The following is a 23,476-nucleotide window of genomic DNA, read 5'->3' on the forward strand; positions in this document are numbered from 1 at the left end:
CATAGGACAGGAACCGGGACGTTATGACAAGCGACAGCGATAAATCGGCAGGCACAGATCGTCCGGTCGTTACCCGCTTCGCGCCCTCTCCAACCGGTTTCCTTCATATTGGCAATGCCCGCACCGGCCTGTTTTCGTGGCTCTACGCACGGCATAATGGGGGCAAGGCTCTCCTGCGGATCGAGGATACGGACAAGCAACGTTCTACGCAGGAAGCGATCGACGTCATTTTCGAAGGGCTCGACTGGCTCGGCCTGAAATTTGACGACGAACCGGTGTTTCAGTCCGAACGCGCGGCCCGCCATGCCGAAGTCGCGCTCAAATTGCTCGAAGCGGGCAAAGCGTATAAATGCTTCGCCACATCCGAAGAGCTGGCGCAGATGCGTGACGAACAGCGCGCCGCGAAGAAGCCGCTGCGCTATGATGGCCGCTGGCGTGATCGCGACCCGTCGGAAGCCCCGCAAGATGCCCCCTATACTGTGCGCATCAAGACACCGGAACGCGGCGAGACCGTGGTCGATGACGCGGTGCAGGGCCGCGTAACGGTGAAGAATTCCGAAATCGACGACTTCATTCTGCTGCGCGCCGATGGGTCCCCCACCTATATGCTCGCCGTGGTGGTCGATGACATGGATATGGGATGCACCCATATCATTCGCGGTGATGACCATCTGAACAACGCCTTCCGCCAATTGCAGGTCATCCATGCGATGCAGGGGATTGAGGATGGCTGGGAAGAACCCACCTATGCGCATGTGCCGCTGATCCACGGCAATGACGGTGCCAAGCTGTCCAAGCGCCACGGTGCACTGGGCGTGCGTGACTACCGGGCGATGGGCATTTTGCCCGAGGCATTGTTCAATTATCTGCTGCGCCTTGGCTGGGGCCATGGCGACAAGGAAGAAATAAACCGGGACGAAGCAATCGATCTTTTCGATCTGAGCGGCGTGGGCAAAAGTCCCTCCCGCTTCGATATGAAAAAACTGCTCAACCTGAACGGCCATTATATCCGGCAGGCTGATGATGCGCGCCTGGCTCAAATTGCTGCGGCCCAGATTGGCGATACGGCCAATGTAGCCTTGTTGACCGAAGCCATGCCGGTGCTGAAAACCCGCGCACGCGATATGAACGAGCTGGCCGATGGCGCGGCGTTCCTGTTCAAGCAGCGCCCTCTCGAAATGACAGAAAAAGCCGCCGCATTGCTGGATGACGAAGCACGCGGCCGTCTGGCGAAAATTTCCGACGCACTTTCGGTTGAAACCGACTGGACAACTGACGCGCTGGAGGCCAACTTAAAGGCAATGGCCGAAAAGCTGGAAATGGGCCTTGGCAAACTCGCACAACCCTTGCGGGCTGCGCTTACCGGACAAACAACTTCGCCCGGAATTTTTGACGTGCTGGCACTCCTTGGAAAGGATGAAAGCCTGGCTCGCATCAATGCGCAGGCCCTTCCCGCTGGCCCAACTGATTAAAATAAGGAGATCCGACTTGGCTGATAAACAGGCTAAACTGAATGTAGGCGATCAAGGCTTTGATTTCCCTGTACTCGAAGGAAGCTGCGGACCTGATGTGGTCGATATTCGCAAGCTTTACGGACAAACGGGCAAATTCACCTTCGATCCCGGCTATAAGTCCACAGCCAGCTGCGAAAGCGCGCTGACATATATTGACGGCCAGGAAGGCGTGCTGCTGCATCGCGGATATCCCATTGGTCAGCTGGCCGAAAACTCCAGCTTCATGGAAACCGCCTATCTCCTGCTCAATGGGGAACTGCCCAGCGGACAGGAACTCGACACGTTCGAGAACACCATTACCCATCACACGATGCTGCATGAACAGCTGCGCCAGTTCTATCAGGGCTTCCGCCGCGACGCGCACCCGATGGCGATCATGTGCGGCGTGGTTGGCGCACTTTCAGCATTCTACCACGACAGCACCGACATTTCCGACCCTGAACATCGCAAGATCAGTTCGCATCGCCTGATTGCAAAGATGCCGACTATCGCCGCGATGGCGTATAAATATTCGCTGGGTCAGCCTTTCGTCTATCCTGACAATTCGCTGTCTTACACCGGCAATTTCCTGCGCATGACCTTCGGCGTTCCGGCTGAAGAATACGAGGTTATCCCTGAAGTTGAAAAGGCGATGGACCGGATTTTCATCCTCCATGCCGATCACGAACAAAACGCTTCGACCTCGACCGTGCGTCTCGCCGGTTCTTCCGGCGCGAACCCCTTTGCCTGCATCGCGGCGGGCATTGCCTGCCTGTGGGGCCCGGCACATGGCGGCGCCAATGAAGCGGCGCTCAATATGCTGCGTGAAATCGGCACCCCCGACAAGATCCCGCATTATATCGAGCGTGCGAAAGACAAGAATGATCCTTTCCGTCTGATGGGTTTCGGTCACCGGGTTTATAAGAATTACGATCCGCGTGCGACCGTGATGCAGGAAACCGTGCGTGAAGTGTTCGAAGCGCTGAAGGTTGACGATCCTGTGTTCGAAACCGCGATGCGGCTTGAAGAACTCGCGCTGAACGACGATTATTTCCGGGAAAAGAAGCTGTTCCCGAATGTCGATTTCTATTCGGGCATCATTCTGTCGGCGATCGGCTTCCCGACAACGATGTTCACCGCCCTCTTTGCCCTTGCCCGTACGGTTGGCTGGGTTGCGCAGTGGAACGAAATGATCTCCGATCCCGCACAGGTTATCGGTCGTCCGCGCCAGCTCTACACTGGCCCGACGCAGCGGGACTATATCCCGGTCGACAAGCGCTAAACCGCCTGCGGCCTTCTTTTAGAGAGCCGTCGGTGTCTTCGGAGACCGGCGGCTTTTTTCTTGTTTCGCGCCCTGCCGTGCGGGCAAGGTCAGCAAGAAACTGGCTCCCTTGCCGGCAATATCCTGCAAGACGAGATCGCCGCCCATCTGCCGGGCAAGCCTGCGCGAGATATACAGGCCAAGACCCGTTCCGCCGTCTCCGCTGCGACCCAGTCGTTCGAATTTGGCAAACATCTTGTCCCGCTGCTCCGGCGCAATGCCCTTGCCTTCATCGCGAATAGTCATCCACACATTCGCCCCATTGCAGCCGGCATCAACAGTTACCACTGAATGGCTGGGGCTGTAACGCACCGCATTGCCGAGCAGATTGAGCAATATTTGCAGCACTCGGCGAAATTCCGCCACAGCCGGTATTTCAACATCGTCAGGCGGCAGGACAAAACCGATCCCACGTTCGCGCGCGCGAACACCCAGAATACCGGTTGCCCGCCGCGCCACATCCAGCAAATCGATATGATCCGGCGCGGTCGTAAAATTATCGGCCTCCACCACTTCAAGGTCAGCCAGATCGCTGATCAGCGCCAGCAAATGCTCGCCGGCTGAGGCAATGTCCGCCGCATAATTGCTATATTCATCTGACAAGGGCCCGGCCAATTGGGCACGGATCGTTTCCGCATTGGCGATGATGCGCGAGATCGGCTGTTTCAGCACGGGGACGATTTCCTTGCGAATGGCCCCGTCGAATGCGCCTGTGCCGCTTTTCACTTCGGTGCTGGCCGAGGTTTCGCGATATTCATCCTCGGTGAAGAGGGAAAGCTCAAAACCCTTGGCACCTGGCTCCGCCTGCCCCAATGGCACCATCCGAACCGTCCAGTTCCGCTCCGAACCGGGAATCGTGAGCATGCGGCCATCCAGCTTTCGCCAATCCGGCAAATCATCGCCAGAAAATGCATCCCGCGCGAGCAAGCCGGTCCAGCTCTGGCCGATTGCCGTTTCCATTTCGCAGGTGAAAGAGCTGAGGTCAGGCTCAAAACTTTCGACCGCCAGTATGCGCTGCTGCGGGTCCAGTCTGGCGGTCAGCCCGATATGGCCCGTGGCCGCAGTCTCAACCTGCGAACGCGAAGACATCTCGGATGACGGCACGTCGGCATCATTGATCTGTCCCTGCGCCGAACGCATGCGCCAATTGGACAGCGTTATCTGGCAGCTCTTGTCCTCTTGCGGGCGAATTTCTGCCCAACAGCTGGCATATTCGGCCGATGTACGGATCGTGAGGGGTTGCGCCAGTTTCAGGCCAAAATGGCGCGATTTGCGCACCAGTTGCAGCAAGGCCGGAATGGCCAGAACACCCGGCACGTCTCCGCCGCACTCGCGCTGCAAACGGGCGAGCGGTTCTTCGGCGGCAACCAAACGATCATCGCCATCGCATTCCGCTGTGGTCAGGCGGGGCATTGCTTCACTCACGACGAATTCTGCTCGCGCGCGAGTGCTGCCAGCAAGTCCCGGCAATGGTCCGGTGTCAGCATGCCAATCTGTGTATCGTCATCGGAATCGCCATGGATCAGGCGCAGCTGGGCCGCGATATCATTCGCGTGCATATCTGCCGCGCGCAGCATCAGCTGCAGACGCATAGTCTGGGTTTCGCTGCAGGCCAGCAGCACATCATCCCGGTCATAGCCGCCATCAATCGCCAACAATGTGACAAACAGGGAGAGACCGCTTTTTTCGATCGAGAGCCAGTCAGATGGCGCGCCTTGCATCGACATCACCAGTTTCGCCAGCAAAGCGAACCTGGTCTCACCCTCTTCAAACTGGTCGCGCAGGCCGCTCGCCGCTCTGGCCGCTGACGCGGAATCGCCATGCTCTTCCAGCGTCAGCACTGCCTGATGAAACATTTCGCCCGGCAATTCGCTCAGCGGCAACTCCATGCGCTTCTGCTGCTGCAGGAACCGTGCCTGCGCGGCCAATGCGGTCATCGCCAATCCGGCAAGTTCGTCATCGGGAGCGGCAGCGCAGTTCTCCAGCAAGGGCACCACCACACCGTCAATATCGTGGCGCTGTGCCAAACGCGTAATCAGCAAACTTTCAAAGGCCAGCGCATGAACATGCCGAAGCAATGTTTCGTGCTGTGCCAATTGTCCGGCCAGCACTCCCTGCCTCTGCTGCGCATAATCCGCGCGATCGACGCTTTCGGCGCCCTCCGCTTCGGCAAAAAGCAGCTGCCGCGCGACATGGGTCAGCATTCCGCGAATGCGGGCCACCACTTCTTCGCTGAACAACAGATAATCATCATTCGCCAGTAAATGCCGCAGCACGGTGCCCGAAGATGCGACGAGCGCGCCGCCCCGCGCCAGCTCATCCGCCAGGCGTTCCTCAAAAGACTGCGCCGAGCGCTGCTTTGCTTCATTGATCCGCATGCAAACACATCTATCTGGCTAGAGTTAACAGGGCGTTAGTCGCGTTCCGCCTGCGAAACCAACATCGAGGCAACGAGGATGAACGCACAAAGACGCACGCCGAGTTCGACAACACCGAATAGGGTCATGGCCGACAATATAAGCGCCAGCAAGAACCGATCCCTGGCGAGACTACCGATCATCTTGTTCCACTCTGAACGGCCCGTAGGCGGAACGAGTGCGACCAGCGCTGTCAGCATCAACGCCGGGAATAATCGGATGCCCCATTCACCCGGCAGCGCGCCATAGATCACCAGAGCCAGACTGGCGTCGCGCAGCACCGGGAATAAACGCAGCCATTCCCTGCCCCGTTCTGGGCGTCCAAAGGCCGAGCGCATGACAATGGCCAGCATCGCCGCCAATTCACTGCTCAAGGCAGCCAGGGCAAGAAGCAGGAATGCAATGGAAGACCATCCGATATAGGAGGCAAGCAAACTCAGCAGCAGCAGGCCAGAAGCCGCGCCATACACGGCGGAAAGAGGGAGATTGCGCGCCAGTGCCTGACTGCCGAACTTCCGCAATACCCTGCCCGCAATCCATTCGCTGGGCGCAAACCGGTCCCCGCTTGGAATCTGACGTTCGAGCCAGTCAGGCTCAATCGCTTCAAGATCCGCATGACCATCAATCATCCGCCAGCGATCTTCACGCATGGGACGTTCCGACAATTCGCGTAACGGCACCCGCGCTTGTAAGGCGAGCCGCAACAAGGCGGCGATCGGGTCCACATCATCGGGCAAATGAGCCAGTTTTTCGACCAGCGCCGCAGGCAATAAGGCCGCACCTGCCCAAGCATTCTGAGCGTCAATCCGCTCAAAACCGGACGGCACGCCAATATTGGCCGGCAGGGTCAGGATCACGGCACGATCTTTAATCAAGTCCCGCGCTTCGGATGATTCGCTGAGCAGACCATCGGCCAGAATCAGCAGCTGATCACCCGCGGATACGGAACCGATCAGATCGGGCGCACCCCGGACGAGGCGAAACCGTATTCCGCGTTCTTCGGCCGAACGCTGTAATATACGGGATTCTTCGCTCAATGCTTCCGCACTGCACAGAACGGTATCGCACCCCAGCGCGAGTGCGAAATCAAGCTGACGCTGCGCCAGACTGCGGCCGATCAGACGCAAAGCACCCAGCGGCGCAGAGGCACTGTCATCAACCGATCTGACCAAAGACATAAGCGCAACGCGCAAGACACCGCTCCTCATTAGCGTGCAAATGCGTAGGGAATGGCGCGCGCGATGCCAAGCATACATCCGGTGTAAAGCGCGTTTCAGCGTGAAAGTTCGGGGTTAACCCAACATTCCGGCAATTCCCATATTCACCGGTCCATCCTCTGTGCTACTTTCGCCGAATGTCTGGCATAAAGAATCTCGTATCCGTCACCGATGACGGCGAAACCGGCGCTGCGCCAAGCGTTCAGCAAACCGCACCTGAAAGCAGCGCTTATGAAACAAGCGCGGCCGAAGAGACCTGGGTGGATGACACCGCCGAAGATGCGGATGATGACATGTCTGCGGATAAAAGCTGGATCGTTCCGGCACTTGCCGTGTTTCTGATCACGGCCTGGAGCGGTCTGTTCGCCTTTGCGCATTCCTCACTCTGGCGCGATCCACCGGCAATGGAAACGGTGCCAGCATTGGTGAGCCAATGGGCCATCCCGGTGATATTGATTGTCGGCCTGTGGCTGTTGATCCAGCGCAACAGCCGCAGCGAAGCCAACCGCTTTGCCCGCGCCGCGCGCGCATTGTCCACGGAATCGCAACAGCTTGAACAACGGCTCATTACCGTCAATCGCGAGCTCAGCCTGGCGCGCGAATTCATCGCTGCGCAGGGCCGTGATCTGGAATCACTGGGACGCGTCGCCAGTGAACGTCTGTCCGACCACGCCAATCATTTGCAAAGCCTGATCCGCGACAACAGCAGCCAGCTGGAAACTATCCGCAATGTCAGCAAGCATGCAGTTGATAATATGGAGCAATTACGCGGAAACCTGCCTGTTCTTACCAATTCCGCACGCGACGTCACCAATCAAATCGGCAATGCCGGACGAACTGCCAGCGAACAATTGGACACGCTGAACAGCGGTTTTGACCGGCTTGCACAGACCGGTTCCCAGACCGAAGCAAGGGTTCTTGCGCTCCGTGATCAGGTGGATGATGCCGTGACCGAATTCACCCGCCGGGGCGAGGAATTCAGCGCATTATCGGCAGAACGCTTCCGCGTCCTCGGCACCGAAAGTGACGCATTCCGCGCCCGTCTGGCCGAAGAGGAAGACAAAGCGGTTGCGGCGTTGCAGGATCGTCTGGCAGTCTTGAGCCGCGATGCAGCGCAAGTTGGCGAAGAACTGCGCGGCTCAGAAAATGCTGCGAGTGCCGAATGGAGTCAAACGATTGCGGATCTGCGGGCGCAATTATCCGCTGCCCGCGATGATCTGGCTGAACTGGATCAGAACCAGCATGAAAAGGCTCACCAGCGGCTGCTGACGCTGAAAGCGGAACTGGCTGAGCTGGACGCCTCACTGGCTGAACGGATCGCCAATTTCGATGCTGAATTCGCACAACGCAGAGATAGCGCCGCCGCGCGCGAAAAAGCCGCGATGGCCTCTCTCGAAAGCGATTTGCGCGCCCTCGATGCCAAAGTGGCCGAGAGACACGAACGGCAGAAAACGCACGTGGCGAGCATGGCCGAGCAAAGCGAGACGCTGGCTGACAAGCTCGAAACGCTCAATCAGAGAACCGAACAGATCGTCGCCCTTGGCGGAGATAGCAGCCGGCAGCTTTCCGAAGCCATATCGCGCCTGAGTGATGAGCTGGTTTCGAGCCGCCTATCTCTGGAGGGAACCGAAGCACTGGTGGCACGCCTGACCGATGATGCGGTCCGCCTGCTCGAAATCGTGCGGGCAAGCGTCGATCATGGGAAGGACGATTTGCCGCGTGCTATCGGCACTGCCGAAGAGCGCCTGCAGGCTCTGCAGGATCGTTCCGAACAAACGCACAAATTGTTCGAAAGCGCAGAAAAAATCGGTCGGACACTGGATGATCAGATCGCCGGCATTCGCAAGAGTACCGAGGATGCTGTCACACAGCTCGACACTCTGCATGAGCGAATGACCGAAAAGGGCGACGCGCAGGCTGTCCATATCGCTGCGCTGCGCGAGTCCTTGTCCGAACTCTCGGCCGAAGCAGACACGCTTTCAGGACGCGCGCGCGACGAATTGGAAGCCGCCTTGAGTTCACTACAACAGGCCACGCGACAGGCGCTGACCGGGCTGGAAAGCGCACAGAGCGAAACTATCCACCAATTGGCCGAACGGGTTGGCGAGGAAAATTCACGCGCGATCGAAAATGCCCTGCGCGAAAGCGTGGAAGGCACCGTGGCCGAACTGGATGAATCAGCGCGTGAGGCAGCCGGACGCAGCCGTGAGGCCGCGCAATATCTCTATGAGCAATTGGCGCGTGTGTCCGAACTCACTGTCAATCTGGAACGGCGGGTCGCGCAGGCCAAACAGAACGCCGAGGAAAAGACTGATGGCGATTTCGCGCGCAAAATGTCGCAAATCACCGAAAGCCTCAATTCTCATTCGATCGACATTGCCAAGGCCATGTCGCAGGACGTCTCAGATACCGCCTGGGCCGCCTATATGAAGGGCGACCGCGGCATTTTCACTCGCCGCGCTGTGAAACTGCTCGATCGTGAGGAAGCGCGCGAAATTGCCCAGATTTACGAGGATGATGACGGGCTACACGAGATCATCAATCGTTACATCCACGATTTCGAAGCGATGCTGCGTTCCGTCCTCTCAACCGCGGAAGGCAATACGATGGCAGTTACCCTGCTCTCTTCCGACATGGGCAAGCTCTATGTCGCACTCGCGCAGGCGATCGAACGGCTGCGCAGATAGTCAGCCGAGTAATACGGCCGGCCGATGCTCCATCAGCCGGCCGGCATATCCTTGAATCTATCCGGCATGCCAATCAGGTCGATATCGTCGATCGTGATCCAGCCATTGGCGTAATTGGCGACATAGAGCGCGCACAGGACCGCCGCCAGGATTGTGGCGCGTATAAGAATGCGTCCCGGCCGGAAATTGACCGGTGCACTGTCTGCCTGTCCGGGGACTTTAGGCTCCCCCGTTTCATCATGCGTCTTCACCCCAAAGGGCAGCAGGATGAAAGCGGAGAAGACCCACAGCAGAAAATAGATCGCCAGAACAGACGTCCATTCCATCACGTCATTTCCCGACCAGCATCACGCGCGTTTGCGGCTTCTTGCCGGTCCAGCGCTGACAAGCCTTCCGCGCCGCGAGCCGTGCCGCCTCCAGCACTTGCTCATGGTCCTTGCGCCGCCCCTTGAGCTTGGCAATCGCTGCAACGACGTCGCTTTCCGCTTCTTCGATAAAGCTGTCATAATCTTCATCCAGCGGCAGGCCGAAGCCCTCAATATGCGGATTGAGGTGGCTATCGAGCGCCACGAAAATGATGCCATCGCGCGACAGACGCCGGCGCATGGTGATGGTCTCGCCATTGGCCGGAATGATCATGTCACCGTCCAGCACGAGACGGCCCGAATGCACCTGAGCAATCTTACCCGGTTTGCCGGGAGCCAGTCGCACGATATCGCCGTTTTTCTGGACTACCTGATGCGGAATGGCATTCGCCTCGCCCACCCGGCCCTGCTCCTGCATATGGCGCATTTCGCCATGAACCGGCATCAGGATCTCTGGCCGCAGCCAGCCATATAATGCCTCCAGCTCAGGCCTGCCAGGATGTCCGGAGACGTGGATTTCACTCTGACGGTCCGTCACCATCGTGATGCCGCGTTCCGCAAGACGGTTCTGAATACGCCCGATGGCCAGTTCATTCCCGGGGATCTGGCGGCTGGAAAACAGCACCACATCGCCGCGGCTGAGTTCAATCTGATGGCTGTCATCAGCGATGCGCGACAGAGCAGCACGCGGTTCACCCTGCCCGCCTGTTGCTATGATCAGAACTTCGCCGCGCGGCAGCTTCATCGCCGTGTCGAAATCCACCACATCGGGGAAATCGTCGAGATAATTATTGGCCTTCGCCACCTCGATGATCCGATCAAGCGAACGCCCTGCCACGCATAGCCGGCGCCCGGTTTCCTTCGCGACGTGCCCCAGGGTGAGCAAACGCGCCACATTGGAGGCGAAGGTCGTCACCAGCACGCGCTTGCCTGCATGACGCTGCACTTCCTCCATCAGCCCGCGATAAACCGCGCCTTCGGACCCCGATGGCACCGGGTTGAAAACATTGGTGGAATCGCAGACCAGTGCCAGAATACCCTGATCGCCAAAGGCGGTCAGTTCTTCTTCGGTTGCCGGTTCGCCAATCATCGGCTCTTCATCCAGCTTCCAGTCGCCAGTATGGAAAATCCGGCCAAAGGGCGTTTCGATGAGCAGGGCATTGCCCTCTGCAATCGAGTGGGCGAGCGGGATATAGGTCACTTCGAAGGGACCAAGCTCGATCGAGCCGTGATCTTCCTCGATAATATTCAGCTCCACCTCATCCTCGATGCCGGCTTCCTGCAATTTACGGCGGATCAGTTCAGCGGTGAAGGGTGTCGCGTAGATCGGCACGCCGAAATCAGCGGCAAAATAGGGGATCGCCCCGATGTGATCCTCATGCGCATGGGTAATCACGATACCCAGCAAATCGTCGAGACGTTCTTCGATAAATTCCGGGTCCGCGAAGACGAGATCGACGCCGGGGTATTCATTGCCACTAAAGGTCATGCCCAGATCGACCATCAGCCATTTGCCCTGACAGCCATAAAGATTGACGTTCATGCCAATCTCTCCGGAACCGCCTAGCGCGAGGAACAGCAATTCGTCCTCTGGGGTAAAATCCTTCTTCACTTCAGGCCAACCTTATCTGCCAGCAGAGCCAGCCCTTGTAATGTCAAATCAGCGTCTACGGCGTCGAAAATCTCAGTATGTCGGTCAAACAGGATCGCCAGCCCGCCAGTGGCAACCACCTTGGCTGGGCGGCCGATCTCAGCGCGTAAACGCTCGATCAGCCCCTCCATCATGGCGACGTAACCCCAGAAAACGCCCACCGTCATCTGGTCTTCTGTATTGCGGCCGATCACTGAATTTATGCGGGGGACATTAATTGCGACACGCGGCAATTTGGCCGTGTTGTTCACCAGTGCATCCAGCGACAGGTTAATCCCGGGTGCGATGATCCCGCCCTTATAGGCGCCATTGAAATCCACCACATCGAAAGTGGTTGCCGTTCCAAAATCGACCACCACCAAATCGCCGCCATACAGGCTATGGGCGGCCAGCGCGTTCACCGCGCGGTCTGCCCCCAGTGACCGCGGTTCATCAACATCGATCGGGAAATCCCATGCCAGATCACCCTCGCCCGCAACGGCGGGGGTCAGGCCGAAATATTTCTCACCCAGCACTTCCAGGTTATGCCGGGCCCGCGGTACAACGAGCGACATGACCATGCCGGTCACGTCCTTCTGACTCAAACCTTCAATCGCGAGCAGCTGAATCAGCCAGACGGCATATTCATCCGCCGTGCGGCGCGGATCCGTTGCGATGCGCCAGCGGGTGCGCAATTCGCCATTGTCGATGAGTGCGAAAACCACATTGGTATTACCGACATCCACTGCGAGCAGCATTTACTGTCCTTCCCAATTCACATCACCCGCATGGATGATCTGCATCGTACCATCATTCATGCGCAGCTGCAGCGCACCATCCGCAGCAAGTCCAGCAAACGTGCCCGAAATGCGCTCGCCTGCGCCATCATGGACACTGAGAGCGCTGCCTACGGGATGGGCCCATTCCAACCAGCGATCAAACAGATGCTGAGAGCCATAGCTACGCCAATAGTCGAGCTCCTGGGCAAAGCAGCCAGCCAGTTCCTGCGCGAAAATATCCCGGCTGGCATGTCCCAGAGCCGCAGCCACGCGATCCGGCAAAGTTGGCGCGGCAACAAGGTTCACACCGATGCCAACCACGATATGATTGTGCTGCGCTTCGAGCAAAATCCCGACAAATTTCCGGCCATCCACCAGGACATCATTTGGCCATTTCAGCACGGGCCAGAATACATGCCCCATCATTCGCTTGGACGCTTGCAAGACGGCCAGGCCGCTCAGGAATGACAAATTCTGGGCGGGAGGGTCGGCAGCGTGGCGCAACACCACGGTGGAGCCCATGAAGTTCCCATCGGCATCAAGCCAGCTGCGCCCTTGCCTGCCGCGACCGGCAGTTTGCCGATCGGCGACCAGCCAATAGCCTTCCTCCAAATGCTCCCCTGCGGAAAGCCGATTTAGAAGATCGCTATTGGTCGATCGCGTTTCAGCAATGGTTTCGATCAAATCAGGCCTGTCATATGGCCAGGAAGAGCGATGCGGCGGCCTTGTCAGCCAGCCCGCCCAACCATGGCGTCAGCAGGAAGCCGAGGGGCGATATGACCAGAGTTGAGATAATCAGCAGGCCCCAATGCGCCCAATCATTCTCACCCACCGCAACATTGGCCGGTTCGTCAAAATACATCACCTTGACGATTTTGAGGTAATAGAAGGCGCCAATGACGCTGGCCGCAATACCGATCGCCGCAAGGGCTACCATGTCGGCCTGCACCGCAGCCTGAAAGACCACGAATTTACCCCAGAAGCCGAACAGCGGCGGAATGCCCGCAAGGCTGAACATCACGGCGGCAAGGCACATCGCGATGATGGGTTTTGTGCGCGACAATCCGGCGAAATCGGCAATGTTCTCCACTGGCCGGCCGTCAGCATCCCGCAGCATGATCACGGCGACAAAGCTGCCTACGGTCATCGCAACATAGATGGCCAGATAGACCATCATAGCGCTGGCGCCTTGCGGCGTGCCGGCGGCCAGGCCGATCAGGATGAAGCCAACATTGTTGATCGATGAAAAGGCCAGCAGGCGCTTGATATTGGTTTGCCCGATAGCACCGAGCGCACCGACCACGATCGAAGCAAGCGCGGCAAAAATCACGATCTGACGCCATGCGTCCGATTGTGTGCCGAATGCTTCCAGCGAAACGCGCATCAGCAAGGTGACGGCTGCGACCTTCGGCGCTGTTGCGAAGAAGGCCGTTACCGGCGTCGGGGCACCTTCATAGACGTCCGGCGTCCACATGTGGAACGGTACCGCAGAAATCTTGAACGCCAGACCAGCCAGAACGAAGATAACCGCAAACAAGGCGCCAAGCGAAATGTCGCCCGTCAGCGCGACGCGGATACCATCAAAGCTGGTTGTCCCGGTGAAACCGTAGGTCAGGCTCATACCGAAGAGCAGAATGCCCGATGCAAGCGCGCCCAAGACGAAGTATTTAAGGCCAGCCTCGGCTGAACGCTCATCCGCCCGCGAGAAAGCCGCAAGCACATAGGCAGCCAGACTGTTGAGTTCGAGACCGATATACAGCGTCATCAAATCGGTCGCCGAAACCATGATCGACATGCCGAGCGCTGCAAACAGCATCAAAACCGGAAATTCAGCGCGCATTGAATTGAGGCGGTCAAGGAAGTTCGGCGCGATCACCAATGCCGCACCGGTGGCGGCAAAAATCATCAGCTTGGCCATCGCCGCGAAAGCATCCGCACGGAAGAGACCGGCAAAGGCAACAGTATCAGGACCACTGAGCCCCGCACACAGAGTGGGCGCGACCAGGAAGAAGCAGGCACCGAGCACGACGCAGCTGGCCACGCTGATGGCGCGGCTGGCCTTGTCACCGGCCCATGCCGCGACAAGCAACAGCACCAGACCTGAAATGGACAGCAGGATTTCCGGTGCAATCAGCCCCAGGGAGGTTTTGAATTCCATCAGTGCGCTCCCTCATGCGCTTGCACTTCTTCGGTAGGTTGCGGATCACCCATGACAAGTCGGGAGTCTCCTTGGGGCGCATCTGGCGACAGACGTGCCTCGAGTTTTACGATATCCTGACGCATCGGCGCAATGAAACTTTCCGGATAGATACCCATCCACAATGTGGCGAGGGTCAGCGAACCGAGCATCAACCATTCGCGCAGGTCAAGATCTGGCATCGCCGCGGCATCGGCATTGACCTGCGCGCCAAAAACAACGCGGCGATACAGAACCAGCATATAGGCGGCGCCCAGAATGATACCCGTGCCGCAAATCAGCGCGGCCCAGCTGGACACCTGATAAATGCCGGCGAGGCTGAGGAATTCACCCACGAAATTGGCAGTGGCCGGAAGACCGATGCTGGCCATCGTGAAGAACAGGAACAGCATGGCATATTTCGGCATGTTGAGCGCGATACCGCCGTAGCGGCTGATTTCACGCGTGTGCAGACGATCGTAGATCACGCCAACACACAGGAACAATGCGCCGGATACCAAGCCGTGGGCCAGCATCAGCATCATCGAACCTTCAAGGCCCTGCACATTGAAGGAGAACAGACCCACCGTCACGATCGCCATATGCGCGACCGAGGAATAGGCGATCAGTTTCTTCATATCGTGCTGAACGAAAGCAATCAGACTGGTGACCACCACGGCGACCATCGACAGCCCCCAGATCAGCCAAGCCCATTCGGCAGAGGCGATCGGAAACATTGGCAGCGAGAAACGGATGAAGCCGTAGCCACCCATTTTCAGCAGGACGCCCGCAAGAATGACGGAACCAGCGGTCGGTGCCTGAACGTGCGCGTCAGGCAGCCAGGTGTGGACCGGCCACATCGGCATCTTCACAGCAAAGCTGGCAAAGAAGGCGAAGAACAGCCACGTTTGCGCCTGTGCCGGGAAATCATACGACATCAGCGTCGGGATATCCGTGGTGCCAGCCTGATTCACCATCCACAACATCGCGATCAGCATCAGAACCGAGCCGAGCAGCGTGTAGAGGAAGAATTTGTAGCTGGCGTAAATCCGGTTATCGCCGCCCCAGATACCGATGATCAGATACATCGGAATAAGGCCCGCTTCGAAGAAGATGTAAAAGAGATAGAGATCCTGCGCGGCGAAAACGCCGATCATCAGGGTCTCCATCAAGAGGAAGGCGGCCATATATTCGCCGACCCGCTTGGTGATCGAATTCCAACTGGCCCCGATGCAGATCGGCATCAGGAAGACCGACAGGATAATCAGCAGCAAGGCGATACCATCAATGCCCAGCGCCCAGGTAAACCCGGCGAAAAGCGGTGCCCGTTCGACATATTGCCATTGGGCGCCGCCGACATCGAAGCCCGCCCACAGGACAAGGCCCAGAGCAAGATCGACCAAGGTTGCGATCAATGCGATTGTCCGCGCCGCTTTGGCGTCCACGAAGAGACAGGCCACCGCTGCGGCGAGCGGCACCAGAAGCATCAGCGAAAGGATTGGAAAGCCCTCCATCAGAGCATCACCCAAGTGATTGCGGCGACCAGACCAAGCAGCATGATCAGCGCATAGCTATAGAGATAACCGGATTGTACCTTCTTCGCATAGGCCGATCCCTTCCCGACGACCCAGGCTGCGCCATTGGGTCCGAAGCGATCGATCAGGCCCACATCGCCAAAGCGCCAGAAGACCTTGCCAAGCCAGTAGGCCGGGCGAACGAAGATGAAATGGTACAATTCGTCGAAATACCATTTGTTGAACAGGAAAGCATGGATCGGCTTGATCTGTTCGACAAATTTGCCGGGAATGGACGTGTTCTTGATGTAAGCAATCCATGCGCCAGCCAGGCCCAGAAGCATCGCCACTGTCGCGGCAAGCTTCACCCAGAGCGGCACCGAATGCATCGCGTGGATCAAGTGCTCATTATAAGCGATCGCGCCATTCCAGAAGCCTTCATCTTCGACGAAGGCATGGGTGAAGACATAACCGGCAAAGACCGCGCCCAATGACAGGACGATCAGCGGAATCAGCATCACCCAAGGGCTTTCATGCGGATGATAGCCAGCAGTGCCATCGTTTTCGGCAGGGGACGGGACATGATGCTGGGCATCATCGCCTGCATCTTCCTGTGCGGCCGGGTTCGCATGATCTGAATCGGCGTGGTCGTGATGGACCGCGTGCTGAATATGCTCGCTATCGGCCCAGCGCGGTTTGCCCCAGAAAGTCAAGAACATCAGGCGCCAGCTGTAGAAACTGGTCAGTAGCGCAGCGATCGTGCCGAGCCAGAATGCGGTGCGTCCCATTTCAGTGCCGCTGGCAAAAGCAGCTTCAAGGATCGCGTCCTTCGAATGGAAGCCAGCAAAACCAGCATGCAGCCAGTAAATACCAACGCCTGTGATGGCCAGCGTACCCGCCATCATCCCCCAGAAGGTGAATGGGATCTTCTTACGCAGACCGCCGTAATAGCGCATGTCCTGCTCGTGATGCATCGCATGGATCACGGAACCGGCGCCAAGGAACAGCAGAGCCTTGAAGAATGCGTGGGTAAACAGGTGGAACATGGCCACACCATAGGCACCAACACCAGCAGCGAAGAACATGTAGCCAAGCTGCGAGCAGGTGGAATAGGCGATAACGCGTTTGATGTCCCACTGCGTCGTACCGATCGTCGCAGCGAAGAGACAAGTCGCGCCGCCGATGAAGGTCACGAAGGTCAGCGCAACCGGCGCTGCTTCGAACATGGGCGACAGGCGGCACACCATGAACACACCCGCGGTAACCATGGTCGCGGCGTGGATCAGCGCGGAGACCGGCGTCGGGCCTTCCATCGCGTCCGGCAGCCAGGTGTGCAGACCGAGCTGGGCCGACTTACCCATCGCGCCGATAAACAGCAGCAGACACAGAATGGTCATCGTATCGACACGCATGCCGAGGAAGCCGATGCTCGATGCCCCCTTCATGGCCGGGGCAGCAGCGAGAATGTCAGGAATCGATGTCGTCCCGAACACCAGGAACGTGCCAAAAATCCCGAGCATGAAGCCAAGGTCGCCGACACGGTTGACCACAAAGGCCTTGATCGCGGCTGCACTGGCACTTGGCTTGGTGAACCAGAAACCGATCAGCAGATAGGAGGCGAGGCCCACCCCTTCCCAACCGAAGAACATCTGCACCAGATTGTTCGCGGTCACCAGCATCAGCATGGCAAAGGTAAAGAGCGAGAGATAGGCGAAGAAGCGCGGCTGATCCGGATCTTCGTCCATATAGCCCCAGCTATAGAGATGGACGAGCGCCGAAACGCTGGTGATCACCACCAGCATGATCGCCGTCATCGTATCGACGCGCAGAGCCCAGTCGAAGCTCATGGCGCCGGATTCGACCCATTTGAGAACCGGAACCACGGTGGCTTCGGCATTGCCGGACAGGAACGCGATAAAGATCGGCCAGCTCAGCGCACAGGATATGAACAAGGCGCCGGTGGTGATGATCTTGGCCGGCAGGAAACCGAGCGACTTATTGCCCAGCCCCGCGACAATCGCAGCCAGAAGCGGCAGAAAAACTATGACCAGAATTGAGGACACGATGGCTTATCCCTTCATCCGGTTGACGTCATCGACCGCAATCGTGCCGCGATCACGGAAATAGATAACAAGAATAGCGAGGCCGATTGCCGCTTCGCCCGCGGCCACGGTCAACACGAACATCGCGAAAACCTGACCCGTCAGATCACCGAGAAAGGCGCTGAAGGCGACAAGATTGATGTTAACCGCAAGCAGGATCAATTCGATCGCCATCAGAATGACGATGATATTCTTGCGGTTGAGGAAGATGCCGAGCACGCCGAGCACGAAAAGGATCGAGCTGACGACGACATAATGTTCGATACCAATCACTTGCCGTCCCCCTTAAAGGTCCACGCCGGCGCCGATTTCGGGCCGTGCATTGTAGGTTGCCTCGTCCGGACGGCGGCGAACCTGTTTGGAAATATTCTGATGGCCACGGACATTGCCCCGTTCACGATGGGTCAGCACGATCGCGCCGATCATCGCCACAAGCAGAATGATCCCTGCGCTTTCAAAGAGGAAGAGGTAGCGCGTGTAGAGCAGCGCACCGATATTCTCGATATTGCTTTCGCCCACCAGCGGAGCCGCGCTGCCATCGGGCGTGCCCAGTTCCAGCTTGCCGCCGGAATATGCCACCAGGCCGATGAACAGCTCAGCCGCGAGGATGATCGCGATCGACAGCCCAAGCGGGAAGTTCTTCACAAAACCTGCCCGCAATTCCGAGAAGTCGATGTCGAGCATCATGACCACAAAAAGGAACAGCACAGCAACCGCGCCGACATAGACAATCACCAACAGCATGGCGATGAATTCGGCGCCGACCAGCACCATCAGACCCGCCGCATTGAAGAAGGCGAGGATGAGCCACAGCACGGAATGTACCGGGTTGCGTGCCGTGATCGTGAACGCTCCGGAAGCGACCACCATGGCGGCGAAGAGGTAAAAGGCGATTATATGAATCATGGGCCCTGTCAGTCCTTGGTGCGCCGGTTAGCGATAGGGCGCATCGGCTTCAAGGTTCGCGGCGATTGCCCGCTCCCACTTGTCACCATTCGCGAGAAGTTTTGCTTTATCATACAAGAGCTCCTCGCGGGTTTCTGTCGAATATTCGAAGTTCGGCCCTTCAACGACCGCATCAACCGGGCAGGCTTCCTGACAGAAACCGCAGAAGATGCACTTCGTCATATCGATATCGTAACGCGTGGTCCGGCGGCTGCCATCATCACGCGGTTCGGATTCGATCGTAATCGCCTGCGCCGGGCATACTGCTTCGCATAATTTGCAGGCGATGCAGCGCTCTTCGCCATTGGGATAACGGCGCAGTGCATGTTCGCCGCGGAAGCGCGGGCTGAGATCGTTCTTCTCGAAGGGATAGTTGATGGTCGCTTTGGGCTTGAAGAAATACTTCAAGGTCAAAGCGTGCGCTTTCACGAACTCATAGAGGGTGAAGCTTTTGACCAGATGGGCGACGCTCATGCTCCGTACCTCGTAATCATAAGCCAACCGGAAGTGAGCACTACGAAGAGCAGGCTCATCGGCAGGAAAATCTTCCAGCCCAGACGCATCAGCTGGTCATAGCGGAAGCGCGGGACAGTTGCCTTCACCCAGGAGAAGACGAAGAAGAAGAAGAAAGTTTTAAGCAGAAACCAGATGAAGCCCGGTACGATGTAGAGCGGTGCCCACTCAAGCGGCGGCAACCACCCGCCGAAAAACAGCGTGGTGTTCAGCGCACACATCAGCAGCACATTGGCATATTCGCCGAGCCAGAAGAGCGCGAAAGCCATCGAGCTATATTCAGTCTGGTAGCCTGCAACCAGTTCGGATTCTGCCTCGGTCAGATCGAAAGGCGCACGCGCCGTTTCGGCCATGCCCGAAATCAGGAACAGCACCCACATCGGGAACAGCAACAGGTTGAAGAAGAAGCCATTGACGATCCCGAGCCCGAAGCCGCGCTGAGATTCGACAATGCCGTTCAGATTGTTGCCACCGGCATACAAAATAACGCAGATCAGGATAAAACCGATCGAGACTTCATAGGAAATCATCTGCGCCGCGCCGCGAAGCGCGGAAAAGAACGGATATTTCGAATTGGAAGCCCAGCCCGCAATCACCACGCCGTAAACACCAAGCGACGAAATCGCGAGGACATAGAGCAGGCCGACATTGATATCAGCCAGGACGGCGCCCGATGAAAACGGGATCACCGCCCATGCCATCAAGGCGACGGTGAACGTGATAATCGGCGCGAGCAGAAACAGGCCCTTATTCGCGGCCGATGGAATGATGGTTTCCTGCAGGAACACCTTGAGACCATCGGCAAAACTCTGCAGCAGACCGAACGGGCCGACCACATTGGGACCGCGCCGCAGAGCCATGGCGGCCCAGACTTTACGGTCGACATAAATGATCATCGCTACGGCCAGCATCAGCGGCAGAGCAATCAGCAAAATTCCGCAAATGGTCGCGATAAACCACGCCCATTCGTAATTCATGCCAAGGGATTCAAAGAAGGCGGTCATTCGGCAGCCTCCGCAAGTGTGTCCCCATGGAGCAATTCGGCAGAGCATTGCTGCATCACCGCGCTCGCCCGTGCGATCGGGTTGGTCATGTAGAAATCCTTGATCGGATAAGCGATCGCGCCATCGGCCCGGATGGCGGCATCTGCCTTGGGCAGCGCACCGTAATCAACCATGCCTTCGACGCCCAGTTCTGGAACTTCCGCGATCATTGCCGCGCGCAGCTCATCAAAGGAATTGAAGCCAACAGAAACATTCAGCGCATCAGCCAGCGCGCGCAGGATCGTCCAGTCTTCACGCGCATCACCAGGGGCGAAAACGGCCTTATCGGCAATCTGCACACGGCCTTCCGTATTCACGAATGTGCCGCTCTTTTCGGTAAAGGCTGCGCCGGGCAGAATGATTTCTGCGGCATGAGCGCCCTTGTCACCATGATGACCGATATAGACCTTCAGCGCATCGGCATAAGGCTCGAAATCCATTTCATCAGCGCCGAGCGACAGCACGACCTTCGGTTTGGCCGCGGCAATATCCTTCATTCCGCCCTTCTGAGCGAAATTCAGCATTAGCGCGCCCATACGGGCAGCGGAGAAATGCAGGACATTGAAGCCGTTCCAGCCATCACGCACCAGCTTCCACTGATCGGCCAGAGCCAGCAGCGGATGCAGCGCATTCTTGGCCAGACCCGCTCCGCCCAGGATGATCGCAGGACGTTCAGCCTTGCTCATTGCCTCGCCGACATGGGCGGGCAGATCATGCAGAACAGAAACATTCTCGCTCAGGAATTCCGCCGGATAGGTCGTTTCCCATTCCGGCCCGACGAGGAAGATCTTTGCGCCGCGCTTCGCCGCCTTGCGCAGGCGAACATTCAGCAGAGCCGCTTCCCAGCGCACCTGACTGCCAACGATCAAAATGGCATCGGCCGTTTCGATTTCGTTGAAAGTGGTGTTGAAATTCACCGCGGCGAGGTTGGAAACGTCGTAATCCATGCCGGTCTGACGGCTTTCCAGCAGGTCAGAGCCAAGCGCATTCACCAGCTTCTTCGCAGCGAACATCGTTTCACAATCGACCAGATCACCGGCCACCGCAGCGATGTCCTTGCCCGGTTTGGCAGCAGCGATCAGTTCGAAAGCCTCATTCCAGCTGGCAGGCTGCAATTTGCCCTGACGACGAATCCAGACTTTATCCAGACGGCGATGCGTCAGGCCTTCAACCTGATAGCGTGCCTTGTCCGAAATCCATTCCTCATTCACATCATCATTGATGCGCGGCAAAGCGCGCAGCACTTCACGGCCGCGGCTGTCGATGCGGATATTGGCGCCCATCGCGTCAGACACGTCGATACTGAGCGTCTTCTTCAGCTCCCACGGGCGTGCTTCATAGGCGTAGGGGCGCGACGTAAGCGCACCAACCGGACACAGATCGATCACATTGGCCGACAACTCATGCTTGGCCGCCTGTTCCAGATAGGTCGTGATCTGCATGTTTTCGCCGCGATACAGGGCGCCGATTTCATCCACGCCAGCCACTTCTTCGGAGAAGCGCACGCAGCGGGTGCAGTGAATGCAGCGGGTCATGATCGTCTTGATCAGCGGGCCCATGTTCTTGGACGTGACCGCACGCTTGGTTTCGTCATAGCGGGTCGCGCCGCGGCCATAGGCCATCGACTGATCCTGAAGATCGCATTCGCCGCCCTGATCGCAAATGGGGCAATCGAGCGGATGGTTGATCAGGAGAAACTCCATCACACCTTCGCGCGCCTTCTTGACCATTTCACTGTCGGTGCGGATTTCCTGGCCTTCAGTCGCGGGCAGCGCACAGCTGGCCTGCGGCTTGGGCGGTCCGGGCTTCACTTCGACCAGACACATGCGGCAATTGCCGGCGATGGACAGCCGTTCGTGATAACAGAAACGCGGGATTTCCTTGCCGGCCAGTTCACAGGCCTGCAGCACCGTCGCGCCGTCCGGAACCTCGATTTCCTGACCGTCTACTTTTACATTTGGCATTATTCAGCAGCCTCCTGAAGCGTGCCTTCTCGCTCAGCGATACGGCGCTCCAACTCGGGGCGGAAATGACGGATCAGGCCCTGAATCGGCCAGGCAGCCGCATCTCCCAAAGCGCAGATCGTGTGGCCTTCAACCTGTTTGGTTACTTCGAACAGCATGTCGATCTCGGATTTATCGGCCTTGCCTTCGCGCAGACGCTCCATCACGCGCCACATCCAGCCCGTGCCTTCGCGGCAGGGCGTGCACTGGCCGCAGCTCTCATGCTTGTAGAAGGCGCTGATGCGGCTGATCGCGCGGACGATATCGGTGGATTTGTCCATCACGATCACGGCAGCAGTACCGAGGCCCGAGCCGACAGCCTTCAGACCGTCGAAATCCATCGGCGCGTCCAAGATTTCTTCCGCCGGAACCAGCGGCACCGAAGAACCACCCGGAATGACCGCGAGCAGATTATCCCACCCGCCGCGAATGCCGCCGCAATGTTTCTCGATCAGCTCACGAAACGGAATGCCCATGGCTTCTTCCACGACGCAGGGCTTTTCCACATGGCCGGAAATCTGAAAGAGCTTGGTGCCCTTGTTATTTTCCCGCCCAAAGCTGGAGAACCACGATGCGCCGCGGCGCAAAATCGTGGGAGCAACGGCAATGGATTCAACATTGTTGACCGTCGTCGGGCAGCCATAGAGGCCTGCACCTGCCGGGAAAGGCGGTTTGAGGCGCGGCTGCCCCTTCTTGCCTTCCAGACTTTCGATCATCGCGGTTTCTTCACCGCAAATATAGGCGCCTGCGCCGCGGTGGACGAAGACGTCGAAATCATATCCCGAGCCTGCGGCATTCTTGCCCAGCAATCCGGCGTCATAGGCTTCTTGCACTGCCGCAAAGAGCGTTTCCGCCTCGCGGATATATTCGCCGCGAATATAGATATAGGCAGCGCGTGCGCGCATCGCGAAACCGGCAACCAGTGCACCTTCGATCAGCTTATGCGGATCGTGACGCATGATCTCGCGATCCTTGCACGAGCCCGGCTCCGATTCATCAGCATTGATAACCAGAAAGCTCGGCCGCGGATTGCCGTGCTGATCCTTGGGCGCTTCTTTCGGCATGAAGCTCCACTTCATACCGGTGGGGAAGCCAGCCCCGCCCCGCCCGCGCAGACCCGATGCCTTCATCTCGTCGATGATGGCATCCTGCCCGCGAGCAAGAAGATCCTTGGTATTGTCCCAATCACCACGCTTGCGCGCCGCGTCGAGATTCCACGGCTGAAAGCCGTAGACATTGGTGAAAATGCGATCCTTATCGGCGAGCATAGC

At 58.0% G+C, this 23,476-nt stretch carries 19 protein-coding genes; 3 read left to right on the forward strand and 16 right to left on the reverse strand.

Annotated elements, in window-relative coordinates:
- Positions 1-23: 23 nt before the first annotated feature.
- Positions 24-1,472 (forward strand): glutamate--tRNA ligase, encoded by a 1,449-nt coding sequence (gene gltX / locus GRI91_RS09475; protein ID WP_160736443.1) that lies wholly within the window; start codon positions 24-26, stop codon positions 1,470-1,472.
- A 16-nt stretch (positions 1,473-1,488) separates the two neighbouring features.
- Complete coding sequence (locus GRI91_RS09480; RefSeq protein WP_160736444.1) at positions 1,489-2,775, forward strand: citrate synthase; 1,287 nt, start codon at positions 1,489-1,491, stop codon at positions 2,773-2,775.
- Between the two features lie 18 nt (positions 2,776-2,793).
- Here GRI91_RS09480 and GRI91_RS09485 read toward each other — a convergent pair whose 3' ends face one another.
- From GRI91_RS09485 to GRI91_RS09495, 3 genes are read right to left on the reverse strand one after another with little or no spacing between them, the layout of a single operon-like run.
- The gene (locus tag GRI91_RS09485) at positions 2,794-4,239 is read right to left on the reverse strand and encodes a sensor histidine kinase (protein ID WP_337190351.1); all 1,446 of its coding nucleotides are present in this window, start codon (positions 4,237-4,239) and stop codon (positions 2,794-2,796) included.
- A complete protein-coding gene (locus tag GRI91_RS09490) occupies positions 4,236-5,192 on the reverse strand; it encodes a hypothetical protein (protein ID WP_160736445.1) in 957 nt (318 codons plus the stop codon). Before GRI91_RS09490 ends, GRI91_RS09485 begins: the two co-directional genes overlap by 4 nt.
- Positions 5,193-5,227: 35 nt before the next feature.
- The gene (locus GRI91_RS09495) at positions 5,228-6,424 is read right to left on the reverse strand and encodes a hypothetical protein (protein WP_160736446.1); all 1,197 of its coding nucleotides are present in this window, start codon (positions 6,422-6,424) and stop codon (positions 5,228-5,230) included.
- A gap of 161 nt (positions 6,425-6,585) precedes the next feature.
- On the opposite strand from GRI91_RS09495, the gene GRI91_RS09500 reads away from it, so the two are divergent.
- Complete coding sequence (locus GRI91_RS09500; protein WP_160736447.1) at positions 6,586-9,135, forward strand: coiled-coil domain-containing protein; 2,550 nt, start codon at positions 6,586-6,588, stop codon at positions 9,133-9,135.
- A 32-nt stretch (positions 9,136-9,167) separates the two neighbouring features.
- On the opposite strand, the gene GRI91_RS09505 is transcribed toward GRI91_RS09500, so the two are convergent.
- The 13 genes from GRI91_RS09505 to nuoF are packed head-to-tail and all read right to left on the reverse strand — an operon-like array spanning position 9,168 to position 23,473.
- Positions 9,168-9,461: a DUF1467 family protein gene (locus GRI91_RS09505; RefSeq protein ID WP_160736448.1), complete on the reverse strand. Its 294-nt coding sequence runs from the start codon at positions 9,459-9,461 to the stop codon at positions 9,168-9,170.
- A 4-nt stretch (positions 9,462-9,465) separates the two neighbouring features.
- A complete protein-coding gene (locus GRI91_RS09510) occupies positions 9,466-11,112 on the reverse strand; it encodes a ribonuclease J (RefSeq protein WP_337190352.1) in 1,647 nt (548 codons plus the stop codon).
- The gene (locus GRI91_RS09515; protein WP_160736449.1) at positions 11,109-11,888 is read right to left on the reverse strand and encodes a type III pantothenate kinase; all 780 of its coding nucleotides are present in this window, start codon (positions 11,886-11,888) and stop codon (positions 11,109-11,111) included. Before GRI91_RS09515 ends, GRI91_RS09510 begins: the two co-directional genes overlap by 4 nt.
- Positions 11,889-12,593 (reverse strand): biotin--[acetyl-CoA-carboxylase] ligase, encoded by a 705-nt coding sequence (locus GRI91_RS09520; RefSeq protein WP_160736450.1) that lies wholly within the window; start codon positions 12,591-12,593, stop codon positions 11,889-11,891.
- Between the two features lie 10 nt (positions 12,594-12,603).
- Complete coding sequence (gene nuoN / locus GRI91_RS09525; RefSeq protein WP_160736451.1) at positions 12,604-14,067, reverse strand: NADH-quinone oxidoreductase subunit NuoN; 1,464 nt, start codon at positions 14,065-14,067, stop codon at positions 12,604-12,606.
- Positions 14,067-15,599 (reverse strand): NADH-quinone oxidoreductase subunit M, encoded by a 1,533-nt coding sequence (locus GRI91_RS09530; protein ID WP_160736452.1) that lies wholly within the window; start codon positions 15,597-15,599, stop codon positions 14,067-14,069. Before GRI91_RS09530 ends, nuoN begins: the two co-directional genes overlap by 1 nt.
- Positions 15,599-17,662, reverse strand: coding sequence for an NADH-quinone oxidoreductase subunit L (nuoL, locus tag GRI91_RS09535; protein ID WP_337190353.1), 2,064 nt, complete (start codon positions 17,660-17,662; stop codon positions 15,599-15,601). The genes GRI91_RS09530 and nuoL overlap by 1 nt, the downstream gene beginning before the upstream one ends.
- A gap of 6 nt (positions 17,663-17,668) precedes the next feature.
- The gene (gene nuoK / locus GRI91_RS09540; protein ID WP_160736453.1) at positions 17,669-17,974 is read right to left on the reverse strand and encodes an NADH-quinone oxidoreductase subunit NuoK; all 306 of its coding nucleotides are present in this window, start codon (positions 17,972-17,974) and stop codon (positions 17,669-17,671) included.
- 12 nt (positions 17,975-17,986) lie between these two features.
- Positions 17,987-18,607: an NADH-quinone oxidoreductase subunit J gene (locus GRI91_RS09545; protein ID WP_160736454.1), complete on the reverse strand. Its 621-nt coding sequence runs from the start codon at positions 18,605-18,607 to the stop codon at positions 17,987-17,989.
- A gap of 27 nt (positions 18,608-18,634) precedes the next feature.
- Entirely contained in the window at positions 18,635-19,120 is a 486-nt protein-coding gene (gene nuoI / locus GRI91_RS09550) for an NADH-quinone oxidoreductase subunit NuoI (protein WP_160736455.1), read from the reverse strand.
- Entirely contained in the window at positions 19,117-20,163 is a 1,047-nt protein-coding gene (nuoH, locus tag GRI91_RS09555) for an NADH-quinone oxidoreductase subunit NuoH (protein ID WP_160736456.1), read from the reverse strand. Before nuoH ends, nuoI begins: the two co-directional genes overlap by 4 nt.
- A complete protein-coding gene (gene nuoG, locus GRI91_RS09560; RefSeq protein ID WP_160736457.1) occupies positions 20,160-22,166 on the reverse strand; it encodes an NADH-quinone oxidoreductase subunit NuoG in 2,007 nt (668 codons plus the stop codon). Before nuoG ends, nuoH begins: the two co-directional genes overlap by 4 nt.
- A complete protein-coding gene (nuoF, locus tag GRI91_RS09565) occupies positions 22,166-23,473 on the reverse strand; it encodes an NADH-quinone oxidoreductase subunit NuoF (protein WP_160736458.1) in 1,308 nt (435 codons plus the stop codon). The genes nuoG and nuoF overlap by 1 nt, the downstream gene beginning before the upstream one ends.
- Positions 23,474-23,476: the final 3 nt, after the last annotated feature.

The organism is Altericroceibacterium endophyticum, assembly GCF_009827595.1.
Taxonomy (GTDB): domain Bacteria; phylum Pseudomonadota; class Alphaproteobacteria; order Sphingomonadales; family Sphingomonadaceae; genus Altericroceibacterium; species Altericroceibacterium endophyticum.